At 37.3% G+C, this 22,974-nt stretch carries 20 protein-coding genes; 13 read left to right on the top strand and 7 right to left on the bottom strand.

Annotation, left to right across the window (positions count from 1 at the left end; translation table 11 throughout):
• Nucleotides 1-131: 131 nt before the first annotated feature.
• Nucleotides 132-2,576, bottom strand: a complete 2,445-nt coding sequence (locus tag NTX65_14445; GenBank protein MCX6170542.1) for a prolyl oligopeptidase family serine peptidase — start codon at nucleotides 2,574-2,576, stop codon at nucleotides 132-134.
• Nucleotides 2,577-2,852: 276 nt separating this feature from the next.
• Here NTX65_14445 and NTX65_14440 point away from each other — a divergent pair, with 276 nt between their 5' ends.
• The 10 genes from NTX65_14440 to NTX65_14395 all read left to right on the top strand — a co-directional run bounded on the left by NTX65_14440 (nucleotide 2,853) and on the right by NTX65_14395 (nucleotide 12,573).
• Nucleotides 2,853-4,292, top strand: coding sequence for an ATP-dependent DNA helicase (locus tag NTX65_14440; protein MCX6170541.1), 1,440 nt, complete (start codon nucleotides 2,853-2,855; stop codon nucleotides 4,290-4,292).
• 96 nt (nucleotides 4,293-4,388) lie between these two features.
• Nucleotides 4,389-5,093 carry a GW dipeptide domain-containing protein gene (locus NTX65_14435; protein ID MCX6170540.1) on the top strand — a complete coding sequence of 235 codons (705 nt, stop codon included), beginning with the start codon at nucleotides 4,389-4,391 and terminating at the stop codon, nucleotides 5,091-5,093.
• A 279-nt stretch (nucleotides 5,094-5,372) separates the two neighbouring features.
• On the top strand, nucleotides 5,373-6,422 hold the full coding sequence (locus NTX65_14430) for a mechanosensitive ion channel family protein (GenBank protein MCX6170539.1): 1,050 nt from the start codon (nucleotides 5,373-5,375) through the stop codon (nucleotides 6,420-6,422).
• A 147-nt stretch (nucleotides 6,423-6,569) separates the two neighbouring features.
• Nucleotides 6,570-6,995 (top strand): hypothetical protein, encoded by a 426-nt coding sequence (locus tag NTX65_14425; protein ID MCX6170538.1) that lies wholly within the window; start codon nucleotides 6,570-6,572, stop codon nucleotides 6,993-6,995.
• 25 nt (nucleotides 6,996-7,020) lie between these two features.
• A complete protein-coding gene (locus tag NTX65_14420; protein MCX6170537.1) occupies nucleotides 7,021-7,233 on the top strand; it encodes a hypothetical protein in 213 nt (70 codons plus the stop codon).
• Nucleotides 7,234-7,469: 236 nt separating this feature from the next.
• Nucleotides 7,470-7,835 carry a cupin domain-containing protein gene (locus tag NTX65_14415; protein MCX6170536.1) on the top strand — a complete coding sequence of 122 codons (366 nt, stop codon included), beginning with the start codon at nucleotides 7,470-7,472 and terminating at the stop codon, nucleotides 7,833-7,835.
• A gap of 288 nt (nucleotides 7,836-8,123) precedes the next feature.
• Complete coding sequence (ettA, locus tag NTX65_14410; protein MCX6170535.1) at nucleotides 8,124-9,809, top strand: energy-dependent translational throttle protein EttA; 1,686 nt, start codon at nucleotides 8,124-8,126, stop codon at nucleotides 9,807-9,809.
• A 13-nt stretch (nucleotides 9,810-9,822) separates the two neighbouring features.
• Complete coding sequence (locus NTX65_14405) at nucleotides 9,823-10,233, top strand: hemerythrin family protein (protein ID MCX6170534.1); 411 nt, start codon at nucleotides 9,823-9,825, stop codon at nucleotides 10,231-10,233.
• 159 nt (nucleotides 10,234-10,392) lie between these two features.
• Nucleotides 10,393-12,072, top strand: coding sequence for a DUF885 family protein (locus tag NTX65_14400; protein ID MCX6170533.1), 1,680 nt, complete (start codon nucleotides 10,393-10,395; stop codon nucleotides 12,070-12,072).
• A gap of 84 nt (nucleotides 12,073-12,156) precedes the next feature.
• Nucleotides 12,157-12,573: a peptidylprolyl isomerase gene (locus NTX65_14395; protein MCX6170532.1), complete on the top strand. Its 417-nt coding sequence runs from the start codon at nucleotides 12,157-12,159 to the stop codon at nucleotides 12,571-12,573.
• A gap of 89 nt (nucleotides 12,574-12,662) precedes the next feature.
• Here NTX65_14395 and NTX65_14390 read toward each other — a convergent pair whose 3' ends face one another.
• From NTX65_14390 to bshB1, 3 genes are read right to left on the bottom strand one after another with little or no spacing between them, the layout of a single operon-like run.
• On the bottom strand, nucleotides 12,663-13,049 hold the full coding sequence (locus tag NTX65_14390; protein ID MCX6170531.1) for a DUF302 domain-containing protein: 387 nt from the start codon (nucleotides 13,047-13,049) through the stop codon (nucleotides 12,663-12,665).
• Between the two features lie 48 nt (nucleotides 13,050-13,097).
• Entirely contained in the window at nucleotides 13,098-14,573 is a 1,476-nt protein-coding gene (locus NTX65_14385; GenBank protein ID MCX6170530.1) for an SLC13 family permease, read from the bottom strand.
• 19 nt (nucleotides 14,574-14,592) lie between these two features.
• On the bottom strand, nucleotides 14,593-15,312 hold the full coding sequence (gene bshB1, locus NTX65_14380; GenBank protein MCX6170529.1) for a bacillithiol biosynthesis deacetylase BshB1: 720 nt from the start codon (nucleotides 15,310-15,312) through the stop codon (nucleotides 14,593-14,595).
• Nucleotides 15,313-15,435: 123 nt separating this feature from the next.
• Here bshB1 and gatB point away from each other — a divergent pair, with 123 nt between their 5' ends.
• Nucleotides 15,436-16,878 (top strand): Asp-tRNA(Asn)/Glu-tRNA(Gln) amidotransferase subunit GatB, encoded by a 1,443-nt coding sequence (gene gatB / locus NTX65_14375; protein ID MCX6170528.1) that lies wholly within the window; start codon nucleotides 15,436-15,438, stop codon nucleotides 16,876-16,878.
• Here gatB and NTX65_14370 read toward each other — a convergent pair.
• On the bottom strand, nucleotides 16,861-17,745 hold the full coding sequence (locus tag NTX65_14370) for an SDR family oxidoreductase (protein ID MCX6170527.1): 885 nt from the start codon (nucleotides 17,743-17,745) through the stop codon (nucleotides 16,861-16,863). The two genes, gatB and NTX65_14370, sit on opposite strands and share 18 nt — an antisense overlap.
• A gap of 134 nt (nucleotides 17,746-17,879) precedes the next feature.
• Between NTX65_14370 and NTX65_14365 the strand changes: the two genes are divergently transcribed.
• On the top strand, nucleotides 17,880-18,734 hold the full coding sequence (locus tag NTX65_14365) for a deoxyribonuclease IV (protein MCX6170526.1): 855 nt from the start codon (nucleotides 17,880-17,882) through the stop codon (nucleotides 18,732-18,734).
• Nucleotides 18,735-18,817: 83 nt separating this feature from the next.
• Nucleotides 18,818-20,638, top strand: coding sequence for a chloride channel protein (locus NTX65_14360; protein MCX6170525.1), 1,821 nt, complete (start codon nucleotides 18,818-18,820; stop codon nucleotides 20,636-20,638).
• A gap of 8 nt (nucleotides 20,639-20,646) precedes the next feature.
• On the opposite strand, the gene NTX65_14355 is transcribed toward NTX65_14360, so the two are convergent.
• Together NTX65_14355 and dnaB are read right to left on the bottom strand one after the other, a co-directional pair.
• A complete protein-coding gene (locus NTX65_14355) occupies nucleotides 20,647-21,501 on the bottom strand; it encodes a DUF1460 domain-containing protein (GenBank protein ID MCX6170524.1) in 855 nt (284 codons plus the stop codon).
• Nucleotides 21,498-22,973 carry a replicative DNA helicase gene (dnaB, locus tag NTX65_14350; protein MCX6170523.1) on the bottom strand — a complete coding sequence of 492 codons (1,476 nt, stop codon included), beginning with the start codon at nucleotides 22,971-22,973 and terminating at the stop codon, nucleotides 21,498-21,500. The genes NTX65_14355 and dnaB overlap by 4 nt, the downstream gene beginning before the upstream one ends.
• Nucleotide 22,974: the final 1 nt, after the last annotated feature.

Below are 22,974 nucleotides of genomic sequence, written 5' to 3'. Positions count from 1 at the left end.
TAATTGTGATGATGAACTATTGGATTGATGCACACATCATCTACCGGAAAAATTATTTGAATATTATATAGCTCATAATAAACGAAAAGCCATCCTAATAAGATGGCTTTTCAAAGAAAATCAATTGACTATTATTTGCGGTTCTTTACATACTTATCTAACCAAGAATCCATTTCCCACAACATGTGCAAAATATTTTCTTTTGCGGCATAACCGTGAGATTCATACGGCAGAAATACTAATCGTGCGGTACCGCCAAGTCCTTTTAATGCGGCAAACATTCTTTCACTGTTAATTGGAAATGTACCGCTGTTGTTATCAAGCTCCCCGTGTATTAATAAGATTGGCGTTTTGAGCTTATCTGCATAATTGAACGGAGACATTTTATCGTATACATCTTTTGCCTGCCAATAAGTTCTCTCTTCAGATTGAAAACCGAAGGGAGTTAATGTTCTGTTGTACGCACCGCTGCGTGCAATTCCCGCGGCAAACAAATCTGAATGCGCTAATAAATTTGCCGTCATGAATGCGCCGTAAGAATGTCCCATAACTGCCACGCGCTTGGGATCCACAACACCCATATCATCAACTGCTTTAATTGCAGCGCGGGCATTGGCAACTAATTGTTCAATGTAAGTATCGTTCGGTTCTTCATTCCCCTTTCCAATTATCGGAAACGCTGCTCCTTCCATTATAGCATATCCGCTTGCAGCCCAGAATACAGGTGAGCCGTAATTCAATGAAACAAATCGAAATGGTGAATCACGAACCATTCCCGCGGCGCTTGCATCTTTAAATTCCGTTGGGTAAGCTTCCATCAACATTGGCAGTCTTCCCTTCGATTTATCATATCCAGCCGGCAAATATAAAGTTGCAGAAAGATCAACCCCGTCTTCACGTTTGTAAAAGATTTTTTGTTTTGAAACATTTTCGAATGACTTATACGGACTTGAAAGAAAAGTTATCTGTTTGGGATTTTCATTTGAAGCAATGTTTCTGATAAAATAATTCGGGAAAATTTTAACTCCTTCTATTCTTGTCAGAAGAAGATTTTTTTGAATGTCTATTATCCTCGTTATTGATTCGTAAGTATCTTTTCCTTCAGCTCTCCAAAGTCTTTTTTTCTCACCGGATTTAATATTGTACTCATCAACGAACGGTTTGCTTCCCTCCGGAGAGAATCCTTCTCCTATCAGATATAAATTTCTTTTATCTTCGCTGAAGAGAAGGGTGTACTCGTTAAATTTATTCGGTTCGGTAACAAATCTTCCGGGATTATTATAAAGATCTTCGCTCGATCCGTCATAAATTACTTTTGGGTTTTCATCCGCAAATTCCGGATTGAATAGATATGATTTCGTATTTCTGTTCTTACGCCACGAATCATTCATAACAGCAATAGAATTATCACCCCATGTGATATTTCTAAATCTGTTTAATGTTGCTGTTAAAAATTTCCCTTCACCTTTGAAGGGTGCATCAAGTTGATAAATTTTATCTCTCTTAACAGCCGGTTTTGCAGGATCACCTCCGTCTTGAGCTTCACACCAAACTACTGTTGCCGGTTTATCGCCGCGCCATGAGAAATCTCTCATTCCGGATTCAACAGCATCAAAACTTGTGGGGATTTTGTCCTGCAATGGTTTTGCTGCCAGTTGTTTTACAAGGACTCCATTTTTATCGTAAGCTTTCACGTTATAAGGAAACAAATAATAAGGCACTTGAAATGAAAACGGTTTGTTCACTTCTTCAGTTAAAATGTAATTACCATCGGGCGATGGTTCAAAACTTTTATAAATGTTTGACTTCATGAAAGGAGTTTCTTTTCCATCAAGAAATATTTTGACTATTGAAGCCGTGGCATAATATTCAAACTTCTGTTCATCGTTATTATTTTTTAACAAATCCTGGTATGTTCTAACCGGAGCTTTGGTTCCAGTTGCTTCCTGAACCGCAGGACCTTTAGGTAATTCTTTCTCTTGAAAAGTCGGCTTAGAAGTATTCCGTGCAAAACAATAGAGAAATTTTTCATCGGGTGACCATGTATAAGGACTGCCGGTTACCGCAGATAGTTTTGTTGAAGAAACTTTTTTCGCATTCCCGTTCTTTACATTAACTATCCACAATTCCATTCCTTTATCAGATACATTAACAAAAGAGAAATAATTGTAGTTAGGCGAGAAGGATGGGTATTCAATTTTGTAATCTTTCGGCAATCCGGTTATTGGTATATTCTTCCCGGTCTGCGCGTTCTGCATTGTCATGCCTATGAAATAAGTTCCTCTTGAACCATCGAATGTGTGTGTGTTAATTCGAATTCCCGCTAATCGAAGTTCGTTCTCCGATAATTCTTTCAACGACTTAAATGTAGGACGTTCCATAAAAAAAATGTAATTCACATTCCGGTCGATTATTGGTATCGGCGGTTGTTTGATGTCGACTAGTTCTAAAATTTCTTTTGGCGGGACTTGAAAAGTTAAATCTTCCTGCGCATATGCTCTGCTTACAAAGAGAGTTGAGACCAAGAGATAAACTAGAAATGGTATAAATCGTTTTTTCGCTTTTTCCGTGATCATACTTTATCCTCATTCATTATTTAAAATGGATTAATTAGATCTGTCTATTAAAAGATTTGTTTTAATATCAGTAAAAATAATTTCACCTACAATTAAAGAGAGAACTATGAAAATGTTAATAAAGGTTAATTTTTTATGAATCAAATCGCAATAGGTACTCAAGCGATGTTTAAAGTGATCTAATACGCACTCATTTTTTTTTGTGATTTATGCTTCATGTACTATTAAAAGTATCGTTTAAGTAATAAATTGATTCCACGATTTTTGAGAGTAAGGATGACCAACCCATTAGAGGTATTAACAAAATATTTTAGTCATACTTCCTTTAGAGGCGAGCAGGAAAAAATTATTAACAGACTGCTTACCGAACGGAAACATTGTCTTGTCCTTATGCCGACGGGCGCGGGCAAATCAATCTGCTACCAGCTGCCGGCTCTAATGTTCGAAGGAGGTACAATTGTAATAAGTCCTCTTATTGCGCTTATGCAGGATCAGGTTGATGCATTGAAGAAGAAAAATATTCCGGCGGAGTTTATCAACTCAACCGTAACCGCCGAACAGAGAAAAGAAAGATTAAGAAAATTTGTTGAAGGCAAAGCAAAACTTTTGTACGTAACCCCCGAAAGATTCCGTAAGCAGGAATTTATTGATGCTTTAAAATCTGCACAGATTTCAATGCTTGCGGTTGATGAAGCGCACTGCATTTCCGAATGGGGTCATGATTTCCGTCCTGATTACTCACGTATCGCAGAATTCAGAGAACTTCTTAACAATCCGCTTACAATCGCTTTGACAGCTACCGCAACTCCTGAAGTTCAGAAAGATATAATTTCCAAACTTGGTCTTACAAAAAATGAGATCAAAATTTTTCATGAAGGAATTGAACGACCGAACTTACGTCTGGAAACAACAGATGTTTATGATGAAAAAGAAACTCTGAATGCTATTTACAAAGTCTTGGATAAATACAAAGGGCCTGGAATAATCTACTTTGCTTTAATCAAAAAGCTGGAATTCTATTCGCAGATCCTCGGCGATAAAGGATATAAACATGGAATCTATCACGGTAAGCTTGAGCCGCAGCAAAGAAAAAGAACTCAAAGAGAATTTCTATCCGGAAAACAAAATTTAATTTTGGCAACCAACGCATTTGGAATGGGAATTGACAAACCGGATATTCGATTTGTTATTCACGCGGAAGTTCCATCTTCAATTGAATCGTACTATCAAGAAATTGGAAGAGCCGGAAGAGACGGAGAAGATTCATTATGCATGCTTCTTTACAATCAACAGGATCTTTACACACAAATGGAATTTATTAAATGGGCTAATCCCAATGCAGAATATTATCACCGCATATTCGATCTATTGAAAACAAACTTAGAATCTGCAAATTCGTTAGGCGTTGATTATTTAAGAGAACAAATGAGTTTCAAAGATAAAAGCGATTTCCGTGTTGAAACAGTTCTTGCCATGCTTGACCGTTACGGTGTAACGGAAGGAACAATTGAGAATAAGAACTTAGTTATTACTGATGAACTTCCTCACGAACTCAGCGATGATAAATATCTTAAAGAGAAATTGATGAACGATAATAAAAAACTTCTTTCGGTAGTGAACTACTTCAAATCAATTACATGCAGAAGAGTGTTTATATCGGATTACTTTGGTTTTCCGGGCGAATTGCCCTGCGGTAACTGCGATGCGTGTAATTAAAGATATAAAAACGACATTCAGCGCGTGAGAGGAATTTAGGCAGAGGTTTTGCTTATATTTGCCTCGCAAATTTTTAATAATTTATAAGGAAACAGAATGCGACTCAAGTTTTTAATTTTACCGATTGTACTCTTAATCGTTTTATCAGCGTGTACTAAAAAGGAAGATCAGCCACAGCAGCAGGCACAAATAAAATCTAACGTACATCAGGTAGTAGTTCAAGAAGCAATTCAAGTCAGCGGGTATACCTATGTAAGAGTTAAAGAGGGAGGTAAAGAATATTGGATGGCTGCAACTACAATGGATACGAAACAGGGTGAAACTCTTTATTACGAAACAGCAATGGAGATGAAAAATTTCGAAAGTAAAGAGCTGAAAAAAACATTCGATTCGATCTACTTTGTAGAAAGTCTCAGTCCAATTCCTCCTGCAACAGCAGCTCCGGGCACTAAAGCAACACCGCAAAAACCAACAATTGAAAAACAAGATGTTACCGTTGCACCTGCGGCGGGCGGAATAACAATCGCTCAATTGTTTTCTAACACAAGTTCGTATGCCAATAAAGTTGTTAAAATAAAAGGCAAAATCGTTAAGGTTAATAACGGGATTATGAGTAAGAACTGGGCTCATATTCAGGACGGAACTAGCAGCGGTAAGGATTTTGATCTTACTGTTACATCAAATGATATGGTAAACGTTGGTGATGTTGTAACGTTCACCGGCAAAATTGCATTGAACAAAGATTTCGGATTCGGTTATTCTTACAAAGTGCTGCTTGAAGATGCGAAAGTAACGAAATAATTAGATCTTATTTTAATTAAGAAAGCTGTCTCTTAAAACTCTATTGGTTATTTGGGACAGCTTCTTTTTTTTAAACAAAAAAGGAAACACTGCTGAATTTGACAATAACGTTTTCATCTATACCAGATAATTATCTGCAGCCGTTTTAAGTAAATACTATTTACATATTTTTTATTTTGTGGTAAGTTTACACAACTTTGTATTAGTATGTTTTCAAAATAATATCCGCCGAGCTAATCAAAATGATTAAATCAATTACTGACAAAACCGAGAGAAAAGGTGAATAATATTTTAGATAATAAATATTGGGGCAATACGCTTCAGGATTATGTGATTGCCGTTTCTATAATTTTAATCACAATAATCGCTAGCCAGGTCATAAAAAGAATCATTCTTACAAGGATTCAAAAGAATGGTAGCGAAGAGAATAAAAACCGCACTAAGTTTATCTCAAAAAGCATAAACAGGTTTGTGATACCGGCTCTTTATTTCGGAGCGGTTTACGCTGCCTTGGAATTTCTGAGTTTTGGAAAATCATCCAATAAGATAATCACAATAGTTTACTCTGTACTTTTGACTTTTTTTATTATCAGATTTCTGATTGCAGCGTTAAACCACTTCTTAAGTAAATATTTCGAAGAAAAAAGAGGCGAAGAGGACGGACATCGTTTAAAGCCATTGATTTCATTTTTGAATTTCTTTGTCTGGATTATCGGGTTATTGTTTCTCTTAGACAACCTCGGCTTTCAGATTTCAACAATTGTTGCGGGCTTAGGTATTAGCGGAATCGCAGTCGCTCTTGCTGCGCAAGCTATTCTTGGTGATCTATTCAGTTACTTTGTAATTTTTTTCGACCGCCCGGTGGAAATCGGTGACTTCATTACATTCGATTCTAAAGAAGGGACGATAGAAAAAATCGGAATCAAAACAACCCGTGTACGTGCATTATCAGGTGAACAACTGATCGTTGCGAATTCTAAACTCACAAGTTCTATTCTTCATAATTATAAAAGATTGGAAACCAGAAGAATAGTTTTTAAACTCGGAGTAACTTATCAAACAAAATCAGATCAATTGAAAATGATTCCCGGCATAGTCAAAGGCATCATTGAGAAACATGAACAGATCCGTTTTGACAGAGCTCATTTTAAGAGTTACGGGGATTTTAGTTTGAATTTTGAAATTGTCTATTATGTATTGAGTTCGGATTATACATTCTATATGGATATACAGGAAAAAATTAACCTGGAGATCTATGATCAATTTGAAAAACTCGGTATTAAATTCGCGTATCCCACTCAAACATTGTATTTAAATACTCAAAAATAATTTGCAGGCTTAAATTATTATACAGGTAGTACGTTTAATCACCTTATTTCAATCAAGAATAAAATAAATTATTTGTGCAATTAAAAATCCATTTACAGAGACGGTATTTCTTTTTAAGTTACACTCGATTCAAACGGCAATCATAAAATGATTTCACAAAAACATCGATCAGATACTTCAATTAATTTTTCGGCTTTCTATCTCAGCATAATTATAATTTACTCGGTATTCACTTCATGTTCAGATCTCAATTCCCTTCCCACTCTGCCATTAAAGTATCCAAATGTTCTTGAGGGACAAGTCTACAATCTGAGCCATCCAGGACCAATTCCCGTTGACTGGGTAGCACCGCCTTATGAAAATGTTTGTACTGTAATTATACAAGATGTTGATCAAGGAATAAAACAGGAAGCGAATACGGACAGTAAAGGAAAATTCCGGATAATGGTTCAAGACGGAAATTATTTTCTAAGGGTAAAGGAATCCATTCTCTCTTCAGTTACCGGTCCGTATCATGCGAGTAATGGATCAACAATAAATGTGAAAGCATACTTTGATAACGGGATGAGATAAAAAAATAAATTAATGGAGTGAGAAAATGTTTCGTTATTCAATTTCTTTTCAAGCGGTACTTTTCATGATTGCCCTCTTCGTGGCATATTGGATTTCGCATACATTAGTAAGAGAGTTAAATTCAACTGTTTCATTTATCTCCCTTGCGGTAATTTTTGTTTTAGGCGGAACTGCAGGCTCAACTATCACAATAATTGTTATGAGAATGATGGAAGAAAAAGAGGAAGAGAAAAAATAAATGAATAATGGGGTTAAGATTATTCAAAATCTAATTCTCATTACTGTCGGTATGTTAATTTTGATATTCCACAATTGGATATTAGAATATCAGGAGAAATTTTGCGTATTGTGGAAAATAAATATTATTCGTCCTAGATTTCTGCGAGACAAGGTTTTATTCTGGTAGGTATTTTTTTTATGATTGTCGGTTTTATAGGAATAGTAATACATTCTCAATAAAATTTTGGTGAATCAATGGAACATCAACCTATTAATCTGGAAGATAAACTGAATAAATTCACCGAGTATTGGTCGCCTAAGATTGTTGCCAAGATGAACAACTATCATTTTAAACTCAGCAAATTTAAGGGCGAGTTTGTGTGGCATAACCATACAACTACTGATGAAACCTTTCTTGTTCTTGATGGTGCGATGACAATTGAATTCCGTGACGGCAAAGTTGAACTGCAGAAAGGTGAAATGTTTGTCGTTCCAAAAGGTGTTGAGCACAAACCATCCGCTGAAAATGAATGCAAAGTTTTACTTATTGAACCGGCTGGGACAATTAATACCGGTAATGCCGGCGGCGAATTAACAGCCAAAGATAATGTGTGGATTTAGGTTTTGTAAAGACGCCAAACAAAGTATTTCTACTTTAATATTATTCACATGAAAAGGGGTCGAAATAATTCTAATGTTGTAGAGACGCCATATATGGCGTCTCTACCTTTATACATTCGATCTATTTCCGATTCGCTAACTAATTCTTCTCTTTCTATTTCATAATATATTAGCGGTATAATTTTCACTAAGACTTTAGTCGCAATAGAAATTTTATCAAACGGATTCTGCGTAAAAATTCTTTATTTTGCCTATCGAATTAACACAAAAAGAAAAGCCGGAGTAAAAGTGGCAGCAAACGAACCAAATAAAATCATCTATTCAATGATCGGTGTAAGCAAATTTTACAACAACAAACCGGTATTAAAAGATATATACCTTTCATATTTCTACGGCGCGAAGATCGGCGTACTCGGCTTAAACGGATCAGGTAAAAGTTCTCTTCTAAAAATTCTCGGCGGAGTGGATAAAGATTTTAACGGAGAGATTGCAATATCACCCGGCTTCACAGTCGGTTTGCTTGAACAAGAACCAAAACTCGATGAGACAAAAACTGTCCGGCAAATTGTTGAAGAAGGAGTTCAGGAAGTTGTTGATACTCTGCGCGAGTATGATGAGATCAACGCAAAGTTTTCCGAACCGATGAGCGATGATGAGATGACGGCACTTCTCGACAAACAAGGAAAGGTTCAGGACAAGCTGGATCATCTCGGCGCTTGGGATCTTGATTCAAAACTTGAAATGGCGATGGATGTTCTCGGTTGTCCTCCGGGCGATACATCGATTAAAGTATTATCGGGCGGCGAAAGAAGAAGAGTTGCATTGTGCAGATTGCTTTTAAAAAAGCCGGACATTTTACTTCTCGATGAACCGACTAATCATCTTGATGCAGAAACAGTTGCGTGGCTTGAAGCAGAACTAAGAAGATATCCCGGAACAGTTATAGCAGTAACACACGATAGATATTTTCTTGATAATGTTGCCGGATGGATTCTTGAACTTGACAAAGGCGAAGGAATTCCCTGGAAAGGAAATTATTCTTCGTGGCTCGAACAAAAACAGCAGCGTTTAAAATTGGAAGAGAAAAAAGAAACAGAGCGGCAGAAAACTTTGAACCGGGAATTGGAATGGATTAAAATGTCTCCGCGCGGAAGACATGCGAAATCCAAAGCGAGAATAAGTTCTTACGAAGAAATGCTGAATGAAGAAAATGAGAAACGTCAGAAAGATCTGGAGATTTATATTCCCGCCGGACCGCGTTTAGGCAACGTTGTAATTGAAGCAGAGAATGTTGCTAAAGGTTACGGTGATCGTCTTCTTTTTGAGAAGATGGAATTCAAATTGCCTCCCGGAGGAATTGTCGGAGTGATTGGACCGAACGGCGCCGGTAAGACTACGTTATTCAAAATGATTGTCGGACAAGAAAAACCGGATAGCGGTTCATTTAAAATCGGCGATACTGTAAAACTAGCATATGTTGATCAAAGCCGCGATATACTTGATCCGGAAAAATCCGTTTGGGAAATGATCTCCGGCGGAAGCGATATAATTCAGCTCGGTAATAAAGAGCAAAACTCGCGCGCTTATGTAGGACAATTTAATTTTACAGGAGGCGATCAACAAAAGAAAGTTGGAGTACTATCAGGCGGAGAAAGAAACAGAGTTCATCTTGCCGTAGCATTAAAATCCGGCGCGAATGTAATTCTTCTTGATGAGCCGACTAATGATCTTGATGTTAACACAATGCGCGCTCTTGAGGAAGGTTTGCTGAACTTTGCAGGTTGCGCTGTGGTTATAAGTCACGATAGATGGTTCCTTGATAGAATCTGTACTCACATTCTATCCTTTGAAGGCGAGAGCAATGTTTATTGGTTTGAGGGAAATTTTTCCGATTATCAAGAGAGCAGAAAAGAACGTCTTGGTAAAGACTCGGAAATTCCGCATAGAATTAAATACAAAAGATTAACTCGGTAACGAAAGGCGCAAAATGAGAAGAATGATTTGGACACCCGCTTGCCGCACGGGTTTTGAAGAGATTGATTCACAGCATAGACTTCTATTTGCAATATCCAATGAGCTGCTTGAAATTGGTAATCCCAAAAGCCAGGAACTGGAAATAAAATATCTGCTAAGGCATTTGAGAGATTACGTTGAAAAACATTTTTCAAACGAAGAAAAATTTATGGAAGAGATAAAATTTCCGGGTTTGAGTGATCATAAAATTAAGCATGAAAAAATTGTTTCCGAAATTAATAACTCCTTAACCAGCTCCGTTAGCATGACGGAGTTGAAAGAGAGTCTTGAGACTTTGCTTAATGCATGGATACGAAGCCACATTCTTGTTGAAGACAAAAAATACGCTGACTGGGCAAAGTTCCATAAATTAACCGAAGAATAAATTCATTTAATGCTTCTAATTATGATCCGGTATACGATCCGAAAATTCATCTAAATGTTTCGTCTATTAAAAAATATGAAAACCTTTTTAACAAATAATTTTTAGCAATCACTGGAGAGCTGAAGCCATTCTAACTTTAAAAATATTTTCGGATTTACTATGAAAAAAATTCTTCTCTTTTTCTTAATGATTCCCGTTTTGATTTCCGCTCAATTAAATGATAAGCTCCAGTCCTTAGCAAAAGAATTCTGGCAATGGCGCTTTATCACTCAACCAGCAACAATGGATGATATAAATCGTGTTGAAAGACCGGATAACTGGAAACCGGATTTCTCGGATCAATCACTTGAATCAATTAAAAATCATTATAAAGATTTTAGTACACATTTGAATAAACTTAACAAATCGGGATGGAGCCGTGCCGATAGCGTCGATTTTCTCTGCCTCCGTTCGGCAATCGAAAGAGTGAACTGGGAAATAAATATTCTGAAGATACCTTACCGCAATCCCGATTTTTATGTGCAGCAGACTATAGGCGCTTTTTATGAATTACTTGTAATGGATCTTCCATTTGACAATCAGCATACCGCCAATTTACTCACTGTGCTGAAATCAATCCCTCAAACATTAGCTGATGGTAAAGAAAATTTAATAGAACCCGCTGCTCCGTTCGCAAATATAGCGCTTGAAAATCTTAACGGAATCAAGTCCAAACTTCTTCTTGTAAACAATGCATTAAAAGAAAAAACTTCTAAAAATTTTCATAATGAATTGGATTTTGCATTTCAACAGACAATCACTTCTCTTGAAGATTATCAGAATTGGTTAAATGAAAAACTGCCAGTTATGAAAAGTAATTTCGGTGTTGGTAAAGAAGCTTATGTGTACTTCCTCAAAAATATTGCGTTGATTCCTTACACACCGGAAGAGATATTAAAATACGGTCGAATGGAATTTAACCGCGCTGCTTCATTTGAATTAATTGAAAAATTAAAAAACAAAAATAGACCAAGGCAAAAAATATTCAGCTCAATTGAAGAAGAAATTGCACAGGTCGAAAAAGATGAAATAGCAATTAGAGATTTTTTGGTAAAGAATGAAATTGTATCGGTGCCGGAATGGCTTCGGCATTACGAATTCAAAAAGACTCCGGAATATTTAAAGCCGCTTACATTTATAGGCGAATCGGATGATTTCACTTCGGAAAATCGTCTTAACCAAAACGCGGTACGTTATACAGTTCAGCCGGATTCAAATTTGCCATTCTTCCCACTATCAATTGCAAAAGACCCGAGACCAATTATAATTCATGAAGGAATTCCGGGTCATTTTTTTCAGTTAGCACGCTCTTGGAAAAACTCCGATCCGATAAGAAGAAGATTTGTAGATTCAGGTTCGAATGAAGGAATCGGTTTTTATGTAGAAGAGATGCTTTTACAATACGGACTTTTTGATGATCGACCTTTTGCAAAAGAAATTATATATAGTTTTATGCGGCTTCGTGCATTAAGAGTTGAAGCAGATATTCAACTCGCACTCGGGAATTTTACTATTGAAGACGCTGTTGATTATCTTATGCAGAATGTTCCGCTTGATAAAGAATCCGCATTGGAAAGTGCTTATTTCTATGCTTACAATCCCGGGCAGGCAATAAGCTATCAGATTGGAAAAATTCAACTGACGGAATTTTTAAGCGAATCAAAAATAAAACTCGGTGCTAAATTCAATCTAAAAGATTTTCATGATTATGTAATGATGAATGGAAACGTTCCAATTTCATTATTACGATGGGAATATTTAGGTTTGCGCAGCGAAATAAATCAATTTTTTGAAAACTAATAGTTAAAAAGGAAGAAAATGGAAAAACAATGGAACACTCCTCCGGCAATGCAGATTGATTCAAAAAAGAAATACACAGTTTCGATGAACACCAGCAAAGGTATCATTGAAATAGAACTTTATCCCGAGCATGCACCTAAGACAGTAAATAATTTTGTCTTCTTAGCAAAAGAAGGTTTTTACGATGGTATTTTATTTCACCGTGTTATTAGTGATTTCATGGTTCAAGGCGGCGATCCAACCGGTACAGGCCGCGGCGGACCGGGTTATAAATTTGAAGATGAATTTAAAAATAATCCTTTGAAACATGAACGCTGCGTAATTTCGATGGCTAATGCCGGACCTAATACCAATGGAAGCCAATTTTTCATTACACATTCGCCTCAACCACACTTAAATGGAAAACATACTGTATTCGGAAAAGTCACAAACGGTCAAGATGTTGTTGATCTGATTGAACAAGGTGACAAGATGGAAAAGGTAACTGTGATTGAAGAGTAACTGAGTGATTGAGTAGCTGAGTGCCTGAGTATCTAATTAACTAAAACACTTAGTTACTTAGGAACTCAGGCACTCAGTTTCTCTAAGACTTACAAACTTTCCAAAACTCTTTTCAATTTTTCAGAAATCTCTTTAGCAACATCAGCTAATTTATCATTCTGAACAGCTTGCATTGATTCCATCGGATTCACAATACTCACTTGAATCTTACCATCTTCTCTTTGCTGAACAACAACATTGCATGGAAGAAGAACACCGATATTTTCTTCTGCTTGCAATGCTTTGTAAGCATTCGGCGGGTTACATGCGCCTAGAATTTTATATTTTCGGAATTCGACATCTAGTTTTTTCTTTAGAGTTTCCTTCACATCAATTTCCGTAAGAATGCCGAATCCTTCTTTTTGAAGTTCAGTTGTTACATTTGCAATTGCATCTTCAAATGGAGTATCAACTATTTTAAAATTGTAATAAGACATATTATTTCCATTCCTTTACAATAAGATGTAAAATAGAAGTAAACGATTCTATAAAAAGAAAATTTTAGTGAAGATAATTATGACTATAATACCAATAACATTTAACAGGAACCCGGCCTGGACCATGTCCCAAACTTTAAGTCTCTGACTGCTGAAAACAATAGCGTTAGGCGGAGTTCCTACAGGCAGCATAAACGCTAATGAGACAGAAAATGTGGCGGGTACCATAATCATAAGAGGATTAATACCGATCTCTTTAGACAATGAAGCAAGGAGCGGAAGCATTATAGTAGTCTGCGCAGAGTTTGATGTTAGTTCGCTTGAGAATACTACAATAGTACAAATTATAGCTACTAATGCTAACGGAGAAATGTTTTTTAGCATCATAAATTCTTGACCGATTAGTTTTGATAATCCGCTCTGAACAAAGCCCTCGGCAATTGCAAATCCGCCGCCGAATAGGAGAACAATATCCCATGGAATCTTTGGAATATCATCCTGATCTAAAAGGAATTTATGTTTATTTCCAAATGAGCCGCATGGAATAAGAAAAAGGAGTAATGCCATTGTTACAGCAACCGTGCTGTCTTCAATAAACGCAGACGAAGCAAACAAATTAGACCAACCCGGAATCTTCAACGATCCCAATTCTAAATCGCTTCTGAAAATCCATAAAAAGGAGGTTAATGCGAAAACAACCATAACGGCTTTTTCTTCATAAGTCATCTTTCCCAATTTTTTCTTTTCTTCATGTATAATTTTTCTATCCAGTACAAGTTTCTTATCAGACTTGAAAACAATTTTTGTAAGAACGATCCAGGCGATGATCATCATAACAACTGCAAGCGGAACGCCGAAAACCATCCACTCGCCAAATTTCATCAACGGACTATTGGGAAAATTAATTTTGTACATTCTAAGAAAAATTAAATTCGGAGGGGTTCCTATTAACGTTGCAATACCGCCGATTGTACTTGAATAAGCTATTGCGATCATCAGAGCTTTTGAAAAATTTGAACTATTCTCTTTACCGAATTCATTTTCAACTTTATAAATTATTGAAAGACCAATCGGTAGGACCATCAAACATGTTGCAGTATTTGAGATCCACATAGAAATAAACCCGGCGGCAACCATAAAACCAAAAATAATTTTTGAGGGACTGCTGCCGAAAAAAAGAATAACACTTAGTGCAATGCGTTTGTGAAGATTCCATTTCTCCATAGCCACCGCTATTACAAATCCGCCTATGAAAAGAAAAATTGTAGTATTCATGTACTGCTCCGCAGTGGATGCGGAAGATAGAACACCAATAGTAGGGAATAAAATTAAAGGGACTAACGATGTAACCGCAAGCGGGACCGCTTCAAAAATCCACCATGTTGCCATCAACGAGGCAACAGCAGCAACCAATTTTGCGTTATGAAATTCCGAACCGAAATCAACAAAGAACCATACGAAGATGAATAAGCCGATTCCAAGAAAAAAACCGAGACTCTTGACATGAAAGGAATTTAATTTCAACCAACCTCCCTTTTTTCGTTCAATACTTGAGTGCCGCAATTAAATCATATTCAAGTTCTTCTTCACAGAAAAATGCTTCTCCGTAATCTTTGCCGATTTTAAATCCAAAAGATTTTGCGCGGGCTTCAATAAATTTTAAAAAGTTTGGCTGACTTATAAATGTTTCCGGTTCAAGACTTTCCGGATTATGGAACTGAGTTTCATAAGCAAATACGGCTTTCATTTTAGAATCGAAGAAACCGCTGATATCAGCAATGAATGTTGGCTTGAATTCGTAAGTCTGCATATAATAAAAAAGTTTCTGAGGACGAAAAGTTGGCTGAATCCTATTGTTTTCCTCAGTATTTATTTTTGGTAACCCGGTAAAAAACATTGCCTCTTTTATAAGCTGCGAAGTACCGATATGATCGGGATGACGGTCGTTGAAATAAGGCGCAAAAATTATCTTCGGTTGAAACTTGCGGATCTTAGAAATTATTTTATTTAAGTATTCTTCGTTAAACTTAAGCGAGCCGTCTTTAAATCCTAAATTTTCTCTATGAGATATCTTCAAAATTTCGGCGGCGTTTTGCGCTTCCTTCATTCTTATTTCTGCCGAACCGCGCGTTCCAAGTTCACCTCGGCTTAGATCTATAATTCCAACTTTTAATCCGGTACTTGCAAGTTTTGCAATAGTTCCACCCATAGAAAGTTCCGCGTCATCCGGGTGAGCAGCAAAAACCAATACATCAAGAATCATATGCCCTCTAAAAGTGTTTGATTTATTCTGTTTCAATATGAAGAATAATTATTAAAAAGTAAAATACTAACGTATATCTCGAAAATAATTATATTCGCCAGAGTAAAATCAATCTTGGACAGGATGAATCAAAAATACGAAGCTGTTATCGGTTTGGAAGTTCACGCTCAATTGCTGACAGATACAAAAATTTTCTGCGGCTGCTCAACAAAATTTGACGCGCCTCCGAATACAAATGTCTGCCCTGTTTGTTTAGCTCATCCCGGTGTTCTGCCCGTGATGAACAAAAAGGTTGTTGAGTTTACTGTGCTCATGGGACTTGCGAGCGATTGCGTTATAAAAGAGCGCTCAATATTCGCACGTAAAAATTATTTCTATCCCGATCTTCCAAAGGGATACCAAATTTCTCAATTTGAAGAGCCAATTTGCGAGCATGGTAAAATCATAATCGAATTAAAAGATGGTTCTAAAAAGGAAATCGGTTTAACCCGCATCCATATGGAAGAGGACGCCGGTAAATCAATTCATGATCAAGGATTTGATACATTGATTGATGTTAACCGGTGCGGAACACCGCTGATGGAAATTGTAAGCGAGCCAGATCTTCGTTCTGCCGAGGAGGCGTACCTCTACTTAACAAAGTTAAAGCAAATTGTAACTTATTTAGAAATTTGCGATGGCAACATGGAAGAAGGTTCTCTTCGATGCGATGCGAATATTTCTGTTCGTTTGAATGGAGAAACAAAACTCGGAACTAAAACTGAAGTGAAGAATATGAACTCATTCCGGAATGTCCAGAAAGCGATCGAGTTTGAGATAGAAAGACAGATAAACATTTTAGAAGACGGTGGAAGAATCGTTCAGCAGACTCTTTTATGGAACGCCGATCAAAATAAGATTATTCCGATGCGCAGTAAAGAAGAAGCGCATGACTACCGCTACTTCCCGGATCCCGATTTGATGCCCGTTATTGTTGATCAGAAATGGAAAGCTGATATTTCTAAAATGATGCCGGAACTACCGGAGAGACGAAGAGACCGTTTTATTGAACAATACTCAATTCCAAGATATGATGCGGATATTCTAACTTCCTCGCGGGATCTTGCCGATTACTACGAAAGAATATTAACTGTCACCGATGATTATAAATCTGCAAGCAACTGGGTGATGACCGAAGTCCTTAAAATTTTGAATGAACAAAAACTCTCGGCTATTCTATTCCCCGTTTCTGCGGAAAATCTTGGTAAGTTGATTAAGATGATCAATCAAAATATTATCAGCGGAAAGATCGCAAAAGAAATTTTTTCGGAGATGCTCAAAACCAATCAAGATCCGACTGAAATTGTTAAAGAGAAAAATCTAATTCAGATTACAGATACTTCGGAAATTGAAAAAGCAATTGATAAAATTCTTTCTGCGAATCCAAAGCAAGTGGAAGAATTTCTTAGCGGTAAAGATAAGGTACTTGGATTTTTTGTCGGGCAGATTATGAAAGAAACAAAGGGAAAAGCAAATCCAGCCATTGTGAATGAGTTGTTAAATATAAAATTAACCGCACTGAGATAGTATTTCCCGTATTGCTTCTCTTATACCTTGGGGAATGATTCCAAGCGATTTCAATTTATCGGTATTCAAAGAAACATCCGCAACTTTGTAAGTAAGTCCTGATTCTTCCATCGTTTTTTTCACAAGCAGATTTTTGTCGAAGCCAGCTTCCTCGCAAAGAATTTCTCCCAATTCGTATCTGGATAATCTTTCGGTTCCGCCAAGATTAATAATTTCTCCATGAATATTTTTTTTAATCAACTCTTCAATTATCCTGGCAGAATCGTGTAATGCAAGCGGAGTGCGAAATTGATCAACAAATAGACTGACCGGTTTATTGTCGGCAAGATTTTCATACATCAGATGAAAATTATTTTTCGAATGATTCAATCCAAATCCTATTAGAAGAGCCTCTCGTAAGATTATATAATTATCAAAAGTCTCTTTGATTTTCACTTCACCCATCAATTTTGTCTCGGCATATAAGGAAATAGGAATTAATTTTGCATCTTCTCTTAGATATGAACCTCTATAACCGGCATAGACTAAATCGGTCGAGAGATAAATCAACTTCGCACCATATTGCGAACAGAGACGGGCAAGATCGGCAGACGCGTTCACATTTATGTCATAAACTTCATCGGCAGAAAGCTTATCTGCTTTTTCCGGATTGGAAACTGCTGCTGTGTGAATTACAATTTCCGGTTTGAAAGAAGAGAATATCTTTTCCAAAGCCGTGTAATTATTGATTGCTAATTTTACATTATTATTATTTCCGCAGTTGCCGATCTTCGAGTTATACTGGGTAAGTATATCGTGATTCCTGCCAAGGTCAATATTAAGGTATTGTCCCAGCAAACCGCTTCCGCCGGTAATAAATATTTTCATTTCAATCTGCCATTCTTTAAATTCTTCCTAGCAATAATATTATCTTTGAATCAAAAACAAAATTTATTCTTGATCATTAAAAAGAAAAAGATCATGATCAAGATCAAGAACATGATTAAATGAAAGGATTAGTAATGAAACATTTAATGGGAGCTCATACTTTTGTTTCCGGCGGTCCCGCATCTGCAATAGAAGCAGCGGAAAAACTAGGTTTTACCGCAATTCAGATCTTCACGAAAAATAATAATCAATATTTTGCACGCGATCTATATGAAAAAGAAATTACGGATTACAAAGAAAAATTAAGTCAGTCTAACATAAAAGTCGTCGTCTCTCATGATTCATATTTAATAAACCTCTGCGCGAAAGATCCAGAAAGTCTAATGAAATCTAGAACTTCTTATATAAAGGAATTGGAACGGTGCGAGCAGCTTGGAATTCCCCAGTTGAATTTTCATCCCGGTGCGCATACTGGACAGGGCGAGGAAGACGGAATAAAAATTATTGCCGAATCTCTTAATTATGCCCACGCACAAACAAAAGGATTCAAAACCAAAAGTATGCTTGAAGCTACCGCGGGTCAAGGTACAACACTCGGTTACAAATTTGAACAACTCAGAGAAATAATTGATCTTGTTGACGAGAAAGAAAGAATGACGGTCTGCATCGATACATGCCATATCTTTGCCGCCGGATATAATATTAAAGATCCAAAAGAATATAAGAAGGTAATAAAAGAGTTTGATGATATCATCGGCTTGGATTTGCTGAAGTGTATCCACATGAACGACAGCAAGAAGGATTTAGGAAGCAGAGTTGATCGGCATGATCATATCGGCAAAGGATTCATAGGATTGGAAGGTTTTACAAATATTATGAACGACAAAAAACTTGAGAAAGTACCAAAGATTTTAGAAACTCCAAAAGGAAAAGATCAACAAGAGGATTTGGAAAATATTGCTGTTCTTCAGAGTCTAATCCGGAACTAAATTTCAACCAATCAATGTTATTACATACAAAGGAGGTTCTTTAATCTCCTGATCACAATTCATCACAAGTATAGAAAGAGTATGTGAACAACGAAAGTACGCCCACGCCCGCCGAATCATCTTCAATGCAGACGGTAAATTCGAGTCATACTTATTTTAATAAGAGAGCGTTTTATATTTCCGGTTTATCTGTTCTTCTTGGAGTTGCTTCTGGTTTTGTCGCAAAAATATTAATCAGCTTAATCGGAATAATTACCAATCTGGCTTTCTATGGAAAATTCTCTCTCAGTTTTACCTCGCCAAAAGATAATCATCTTGGTCTCTTTGTAATAATCGTTCCAATCATTGGTGCGTTGATAGTTGGTCTAATGGCACGCTACGGCTCAAAAGGAATTCGCGGACATGGAATTCCTGAAGCGATGGAACAAGTCTTAACAAACAAAAGTAAGATTTCACCAAGGTTGACAGTTTTAAAACCAATCTCAGCAGCAATATCTATTGGAACAGGCGGACCATTCGGCGCTGAAGGACCAATCATAGCAACCGGAGGCGCACTGGGTTCATTCATAGGACAACTTTTTCCGGTAAATGCTGATGAAAGAAAAATTCTTCTTGCGGCGGGAGCGGCCGGTGGAATGGCTGCTACATTCGGCAGCCCTATCTCCGCAATTCTATTGGCAATTGAACTCCTTCTCTTTGAATTCAAACCCAAATCACTTTTGCCCGTTACACTTGCAAGCGGGAGTGCAACTGCCGTAAGATTTATTACAGAAGGAGTTAAACCCGTCTTTGCTACTGCACCATTTTTACTTTCACCTACAGAGGGTTCTCTTATAGCTTATTTTATTTTAGGAATTGTAATCGGCTTTGCGTCTGTTCTTGTTACAAAATCTGTCTATGCGATTGAAGATATGTTTGAAAAATTGCCGATTCATTGGATGTGGTGGCCGGCATTAGGTGCAATAGCAGTAGGAGTGATCGGTTTTTTTGTCCCGGCTACTCTTGGTGTTGGTTATGATAATATTACAAACATTATTAACGGAAATATTTCCGGACCGATATTAATCGCATTGTTCATAGCAAAATTTTTCTCATGGTCAATCTCATTGGGAAGCGGAACATCCGGCGGAACCTTAGCGCCTTTGTTTACAATAGGCGGAGGACTTGGTGCTGCTTTAACAACTTTTGCTTTATTCCTTTTCCCCAATCTTGGAATCGATCCGCGGATGGCTGCACTTGTTGGAATGGCGGCATTATTCACCGGAGCTTCCCGGGCAATTCTCACTTCAATTGTTTTTGCTTTTGAAACTACGATGCAGCCCGCTGCAATTTTACCTTTACTTGCCTGCTGCAGCGCATCGTATCTGGTTTCAATTCTGTTGATGAAACAAACCATAATGACAGAGAAAATTGCGAGGAGAGGAATCAGAGTGCCGCATGAATATGAAGCAGATCATTTAAACCAAATGAACGTCGCCAGGTTTGCAACAAAAAATGTTGTTTCAATTTATTCAGAAGATATTCTGATGAAAGTTAGAGAGTGGTTAACAAAAGAAGAGATAAGATTCCACACATTTCCTGTGGTTGATGCCGAATCCAAACTTACGGGAATTGTTACGAAGAAAGGTTTGCTTTCCATAGATCAGAATGAAGAGGAACAAATCAAAAATATGATTGCAAAACCGCTGGTTGTACTTCTTGAGAACGATACTATCAGAGAAGCGGCTGATCTAATGGCTGAGCACGATCTTAATTCAATTCCGGTAGTGGAGGATTTAGATTCTATGAATTTAACCGGAATAATTTCAAGGAGTGATATTTTAAGGGCACGAAAACAAAAGATTGACGAAACAAAAGATTACGAGAGAACAATTAGATTTTCTAATCCATGGGATACGAAATAATAATTATCTTATAAATCGGCGGGACGGAGAACCATTATCCCAGTTTGTTTCTTATTTCCTTTAATATAGTCGGCAAGCGGTTTTTCTGTGATCTGAACTTTGTAACCAACATTCGGTGCGTGCATCAGATGAATTCTTCCATCGTCCATACGAATTGCAATTCCTGTATGGGCTATATCAAGTCCTTCTACATTTGTCGTGATTCCTATTATGTCCCCGCTTTGAATTTTATCTTCAACTTTCGAAATTTCTTCTTGAGGAACGTAATAATATTTCCGTGAAGAAATTTCTTTTTCAATTTTCGCAATCTCATCCACAAATTTCGGATTATTTTTTAATTGACGGTAAGCATCTATATGTGTGCTCATAAAATAAATTTTCTTATCGTAAGGTTTGCCACCGATTTCTTTAGTAATGTCTTTACCTATTCCCCGTTTGTTCATATCATAGATCCAATCGGAGAAGTAATGAAGCCGCGAAGGATATTCATCCAGTTTTCCTTTCCGGTAACGAATGTTTGTAAGTTCATTCTGATAATCATCAAAACTGTTTTTGCCTTCCTTAATACATCTGGCAAAGACAAGAGACGATTCAAGAAATGTATAACAATCTAATCCGGTTAGATGAACTACAAGTTTTTCTTCATCTCCTTTTTCGAGTGAACCAGCGGAATAATCTGTTCCGAGAAAACTTTTTCCGATTTCAATTATTACTTGATTGATTGGAAGCGATGAGAGATTTATATCAACTGCTAACTGAAACTTGGAATTACAAATATCCACATCTTGCTGAGTGTAAATTGTTTGCGTGAAACTATCGGACGAGAACCACAATACAAAAACAAGCAAAAATATTTTTTTCATATTGGAAAATCCTCGGCTCCCGATGTGATTGCCGCCTGTTCAGCTCCCGCTGGTAACTGCTGCCTGAAGCGGTCTAGATTTTCGAACCGTGCATAATCTTTTATGAAGCGTAATTTCACATCGCCTATAGGACCGTTTCTTTGCTTGCCGATTATTACTTCTGCAACACCTTCAGTAGTTTCACCATTCATATCACCGCTAGAGAATTGTGTAATGCCGTAAACTTCCGGACGGTATAAAAATATTACAACGTCCGCATCCTGCTCGATTGAACCGGACTCGCGCAAATCCGAAAGCATTGGTCTCTTATCTGTTCGTGATTCAACTTGACGGTTTAACTGTGAGAGCGCGATTACAGGAATGTTCAATTCTTTTGCAAGAGCTTTTAATGAACGGGATATTGTAGAAATTTCACGCTCCCGGCTTTCCATATTGTAAGAAGCGCTTAATAGCTGCAAGTAATCTATAATTATCAAACCGATATTTTTTTCATTCTTTAACCGTCTTGCTTTAGCGCGAAGTTCAAGAATTGAAATTGCGGGCGTGTCATCAATATAAATAGGCGCTTTGCTCAATTTGTGAACTGTGCGGCTAATCTTTGCGCCTTCTTCCGGTTTAAATTTTCCGGTACGAACGTTATGTGCATTAATGCGTGCTTCGGCAGAAATTAATCGTGTCGCAAGTTGGATCGTAGCCATTTCCAAACTGAAGACTGCGATTGGAACACCGTGATCGATTGCGGCATTGCGTGCGGCGGACATAGCGAATGCAGTCTTACCCATAGAAGGACGTGCCGCAACAATAATCAAATCAGATTTTTGGAAACCGCCAAGTAGATCATCCAATTCAAAAAATCCGGAAGGAACCGCAAACGTACCTATACTTTTAGAATGGATTGCCTCAATCAATTCGAGCGCTTCTTTAACGGCTTTATCCATTGATTTAAACGATTCTTTAATTCCCTTTTCGGAAATTTGAAATATCTTTGCTTCGGCAGCATCTAACAGATCAAAAACATCTTCTCTTCCTTCATATGCAGCGCTTGCAATTTCAAATGATGAATGAATCAGCTGGCGTAAAATCCATTTTTCAAGAACCACACGAGCGTGGTAATCAATATTTGCTGCAGAAGAAATATCTTGAGTAAGTTTACTAAGGTAAGCGGCACCGCCGGCTTCATCTCCTTTGCCTGCTTTTTTCAACTCTTCATAAACCGAAACAGTATCAATCGGTTCATTCGATTCATAGAGTGCGGACATCGATTCAAAAATAATCCGATTTCGTTTATCGAAGAACGAATCCGGTTTTAAAATTTCAATCGCTTTGGGAACAGCTTCGTTATCAATCAGCATTGCACCAAGGACAGCCATTTCAACTTCAGGAACAGATGGAGGAATTTTTGAAGCAGCTTTTAGTTTTTCAATATCACCGTCTTTTTTCCCGCTTTGCCGGGTAATAATTCGTTTTGCCATT

The sequence above is a fragment of the Ignavibacteriales bacterium genome (assembly GCA_026390795.1).
Classification (GTDB): domain Bacteria; phylum Bacteroidota; class Ignavibacteria; order Ignavibacteriales; family Melioribacteraceae; genus Fen-1258.
This window is presented reverse-complemented; position numbering and strand designations above follow the sequence as displayed.